Source organism: Stenotrophomonas sp. GD03777, assembly GCF_029842485.1.
GTDB lineage: Bacteria > Pseudomonadota > Gammaproteobacteria > Xanthomonadales > Xanthomonadaceae > Stenotrophomonas > Stenotrophomonas sepilia.
In genome coordinates this window covers 1-4,454 of the sequence record NZ_JAOCGL010000176.1, presented here as the reverse complement: position 1 = coordinate 4,454, position 4,454 = coordinate 1, and the positions used below count along the sequence as shown (strand labels likewise).

The window sequence follows — 4,454 nt, the reverse complement described above, 5'->3', positions numbered from 1 at the left end:
ACGTGCGCCAGGCCGAACGCAAGCTGGCCTCGGCCACGGCGCGGATTGGCGTGGCCACCGCCGAGCTGTATCCGGACATCCGTCTGGGTGCCTCAGTGGGCGCCGCCGGCCTGCTGGAAGACTTCGGCACGCCGATGACCCAGCAGTGGTCGATCGGCCCGCTGATCTCGTGGACACTGCCCTCTTCGGGCACGCATGCCCGCATCCACGCCGCCGAAGCCGGTGCCGACGCGGCCCTGGCCGAGTTCGACCACACCGTGCTGCAGGCACTGCGCGAGACCCAGACCGCGCTGGACCGCTATGCGCAGGACCTGCGCCGGCTGCAATCGCTGCGCGTGGCGCAGGAGCAGGCCGCGCTGGCCGCCGACCAGAACCGCCGGCTTTACCAGGGCGGCCGCACACCCTACCTGTCCAGCCTGGATGCCGACCGCAGCCTGGCCAGCAGCGACGCCACCCTGGCCGCCGCCGAAGCGCAGGTCTCGCGCGACCAGATCCACCTGTTCCTGGTGCTGGGTGGCGGCTGGCAGGCATCGGTTGCCCCGGCTGCACCGTCCACCGCACAGGCCACGGCGAAGTAAGCCATGAACGCGCTGACCGATCGCCAGGCCTGGCTGTTCTCGATCAAGACCTACCTGGCCGCGGTGGCCGCGCTGTACATCGCCATGGCCGGCAACCTGTCGCGCCCATACTGGGCGATGGGCACGGTGTACATCGTCAGCCAGCCGCTGCTGGGCCCGACCCGCGCCAAGGGCGTGTACCGCATTGTCGGCACCCTGGTGGCCGGGCTGGCCACGCTGCTGGTACTGCCGGCGCTGGTGGAAACCCCGCTGGTGCTGAGTGCGGCGATGTCGATCTGGCTGGCCGGTTGCCTGTTCATGGCCCTGCTCAATCGCGGCCCTCGCGGCTACGCGTTCCTGCTGGCCGGCTACACCACCGCCTTCATCGGCTTCCCGGCGGTAACTTCGCCGGAGACCATCTTCGACACCGTGGTGGCGCGCAGCGAGGAGATCATCCTCGGCACGGTGGTGGCCGTGCTGTTCGCCTCGCTGTTGTTCCCGGCCTCGGTGCGGCCGATGCTGCGCGCCCGGATCGGCAACTGGATGGAGGACGCTGCGCAGTGGTGCCGGCAGATCCTTGAGCGTGGCCGCGCGCATGCGCCGCGCAACCGGCTGGCTGCCGACCTGGTGCAGTTCGAGGCACTGATCGAGTTCCTGCGCCGCGACGATCCACGCCATGCCGGGTCTGCGGTGTCGATGGAGCGGCTGCGCGAGCGCATGCTGTTGCTGTTGCCGGTGTTGTCGTCGATCGCCGATCGCCTGAGCGCGCTGCGCAGCGATGGGCAGGCCCTGCCGGATGGGCTGCCGGCGCTGGTCGACGACATCCGCGAGTGGCTGGATGGCCCGACCAACGCCAGCGAGTACGCGCGGCTGCGCGCGCGCATCAGCGCGCTGAAGCCGCAGGTGGACCGCGACCTGCAGCACCTGCAGCTGGCCAGCCTGCTGCTGCGCCTGGAAGAACTGGTGGACCTGTGGCAGGACTGCCGCACCCTGCAGCACGCGATCGACCAGGGCACGGCGCCGTTGGATCGCGCGCACTACCGCATCCGCACCGAACGCGTGGCCGCCGCCAAGCACGTCGACTACGGCATGGCGCTGTTCTCCGCGCTCAGTGCCGGCGTAGCGCTGATGAGCTACTGCGTGCTGTGGATCGCGCTGGGCTGGGAAGGCGGCGGCAACGGCGCGATGATGGCGGCGGTGACGGCCGCATTTTTCGCCGCACAGGACGATCCGGCCCCCAGCATGGTGCAGTTCCTGGTGTGGGCGATGGTCGCCTCGGTGGTGGCGGGCGTGTACCTGTTCGGCGTGTTCCCAGCCGTGCACGACTTCGGCCTGCTGGCGCTTGTGCTGGCGGTGGCCTTCCTGCCGCTGGGACTGCTGCTTCATCATCCCAAGAGTGCGCTCTTCGCGCTGCCGCTGACAGTCAATCTGGCTGCGTTGCTGAGCCTGCAGAACACCTACAGCGCCAACATCCAGACCTTCCTCAATTCGTCGATCGCGATGTTCATCGGCATTGGCTTTGCAGTGGTGATGACCCGCCTGTTCCGTTCGGTAGGTGCCGAGTGGACCGCGCGCCGGCTGGTGCGGCAGGGCTGGACCACGCTGGCCGAAGCCGCCGAAGGACGTGGCCAGCAGGATCGGCAGCGCTTCGCCGCACGCATGCTCGACCTGCTGGGCCTGCTCGCACCGCGCCTGGCAGCGACGCCGGAGGGCAGCGACATTGCCTCGGTGGACATGCTCAACGAGGCGCGCATCGGCCTGAACATCCTGCAGCTGCGTCGTGCACGGCTGGAACTGCCCGAGCGCAGCCGCGAAGCCGTCGAGCACATCCTGGAAGAGATCGCTGGGCACTACCGGCGGCAGATCGCGGCGCGCAGGCCGATTGCTGCAGACCAGGCGCTGCGCGAGCGGCTGGATACCTCGCTGGGCCGGGTTGGCAGCGTGGCGGCGTGCAAGGCCCGCGACGAGGCGCTGATGGGCCTGGTCGGCCTGCGCTTCGCGCTGTTCCCGGAGGCCAAGGCGTTGGCGCCGGGCCTGGCCATGGACACGGTGACGCAGCCGTAGCGCGCTACCCTGTGCGTCCACAGACCCCGTTGCCGGGGTCGGATCCTTCGCCGCGGGCGAAGGCTCTGACCCCTGCTCTGCACAGGAAGCTCCAATGAGTTACGACATGATGGTGTTCGAGGCCAGCGCCGCGCCACGCGAGGCGGCGGCTTTCATCGCCTGGTTCGAAAAGCAGACGCAGTGGAACGAGCGCCACGAGTACGACGACCCGGCAGTCAGCAGCCCGGCGCTGCAGGCGTGGTTTACGGAGATGGCGCAGGAATTCCCGCCGTTGAACGGACCACTGAGCAACGACGATGACGACCGCGCCGAGGTGACCGAGTACAGCATCGGCCGGCAGGTGATCTACGGCGCGTTCGCCTACTCGGTGGCCGAGCGCGCGCACGGGCGGGTGCAGGATCTGGCCGAGAAGCACGGCGTGGGCTTCTTCGACGTGAGTGCGGATGAAGCGGCGATCGTGTTTCCTGATGGGTTGGTACTCATCGCGTAGATCCACGCCATGCGTGGATGACCACCAGAACGATCGAAGCGCGCTTTTGTAGAGTCGAGCCACGCTCGACTCCGTGGCCCATCAGCCGAGCATGGCCCGGCTCTACAGGCAGCGCATCACGCCCGCGTCAGAACAACGTGCCCTGCACCGTGGGCTGTTCGATGGGTGCCGGTTGTTCGGCCACATCTTCGGCACCCAACCGCCAGGCCAGGCCGCCCAACCGGCTGGCGTGCCGCTTCAGTGCGGCCTGCAGCACGTCGGCGCTGCTGGCCACATGCAGTACCTGGCGGGCGCGGGTCAGGCCGGTGTAGACCAGCTCGCGCGACAGCACGCGGCTGTCCTGGCGTGGCAGCTGCAGCCACACTTCATCGAACTCCGAGCCCTGTGCCTTGTGCACGGTCATCGCAAAGGCGCTTTCGTGCGCGGGCAGTGCGGCCGGGTGGAAGGCGCGTGGCTGCTCGACGGTGTCGCCCGGGAACCAGGCCACGATCGCGCCGCTGTCGTCGCGCAGGCAGATACCGATGTCGCCGTTGAACAGGCGGTGCCGGTAGCTGTTCTCGGTGACCAGCAGAAGGCGGCCCTGGAAGTAGCCCGGGGTATTGCCGGCCAGCAGCTGCTCGATACGGCTGTTCAGCCCGCGCGCACCTTGCGGGCCTTCGCGCAGCGCGGTCAGCACGCGCAGGCGACCGGCCTGCTGCAGGGCACGTACCGGATCCGCGGCCTCGGCCAGTGCACGCCAGTGGCCCAGCAGGTGCTCACGCTGGCCACGCAGCGGGTCCGCCTCACCTTCGTGGAAGTGCACGCCAGCCAATCCACCACCGCGCAGCAGCTGCAATGCAGTGCGGCTGTCACCTTCACGCACGGCATGCGCCAGCGGTGCCAGGTCCAGCGCATCACTCTGCCGGTAGCCGCGTTGCAGCTGCACGCGACGGCCGGCGAAGGCGCGTGGTGCGGCCTGCGGCTGCAAGGTGGCCGGTGCCAGCAAGCCATGCAGCGCCAGCGCATCGTCGGCGCGGGTGCCGATGCCATCGCCGCTGGCGCGCAGGATCGCGCTGAGCACATCACCGGCTTCGACCGACGGCAACTGATCGGGGTCGCCGAGCAGGATCAGGCGGGTGCCGCTGGCAACTGCATCGACCAGCTTGGCCATCATCGGCAGATCGATCATCGACGCTTCGTCGACCACCACCACGTCCACCGCCAGCGGATTGTCGGTGTGGTGGCGGAAGCGTGGTGAGTCGGGAATCACGCCGAGCAGTCGATGCAGGGTGGTGCCGCTGCTGGGCAGTGCCGCGCACAGCGTCGGATCCAGTCCCTGTTCCTGCAGGCGTTGCACGGCCATG

At 68.9% G+C, this 4,454-nt stretch carries 4 protein-coding genes; 3 read left to right on the top strand and 1 reads right to left on the bottom strand.

From position 1 onward, the window contains the following. The 3 genes from N5E02_RS20185 to N5E02_RS20175 form a co-directional block, all read left to right on the top strand. Window positions 1-578 (top strand): TolC family protein (locus N5E02_RS20185; protein WP_279946675.1); only part of this gene is annotated, 578 nt, incomplete at its 5' end. Between the two features lie 3 nt (window positions 579-581). Then, the gene (locus N5E02_RS20180) at window positions 582-2,621 is read left to right on the top strand and encodes an FUSC family protein (RefSeq protein ID WP_065186603.1); all 2,040 of its coding nucleotides are present in this window, start codon (window positions 582-584) and stop codon (window positions 2,619-2,621) included. A 94-nt stretch (window positions 2,622-2,715) separates the two neighbouring features. Further along, window positions 2,716-3,111 (top strand): hypothetical protein, encoded by a 396-nt coding sequence (locus tag N5E02_RS20175; RefSeq protein WP_065186604.1) that lies wholly within the window; start codon window positions 2,716-2,718, stop codon window positions 3,109-3,111. A 127-nt stretch (window positions 3,112-3,238) separates the two neighbouring features. On the opposite strand, the gene recD is transcribed toward N5E02_RS20175, so the two are convergent. Beyond that, a partial coding sequence (gene recD, locus N5E02_RS20170; protein ID WP_279946674.1) for an exodeoxyribonuclease V subunit alpha occupies window positions 3,239-4,454 on the bottom strand: 1,216 nt, incomplete at its 5' end.

Coding starts and splice junctions, on each gene's coding strand:
- N5E02_RS20180 (WP_065186603.1), top strand. CDS start 582: ATGAACGCGCTGACCGATCGCCAGGCCTGGCTGTTCTCGATCAAGACC.
- N5E02_RS20175 (WP_065186604.1), top strand. CDS start 2,716: ATGAGTTACGACATGATGGTGTTCGAGGCCAGCGCCGCGCCACGCGAG.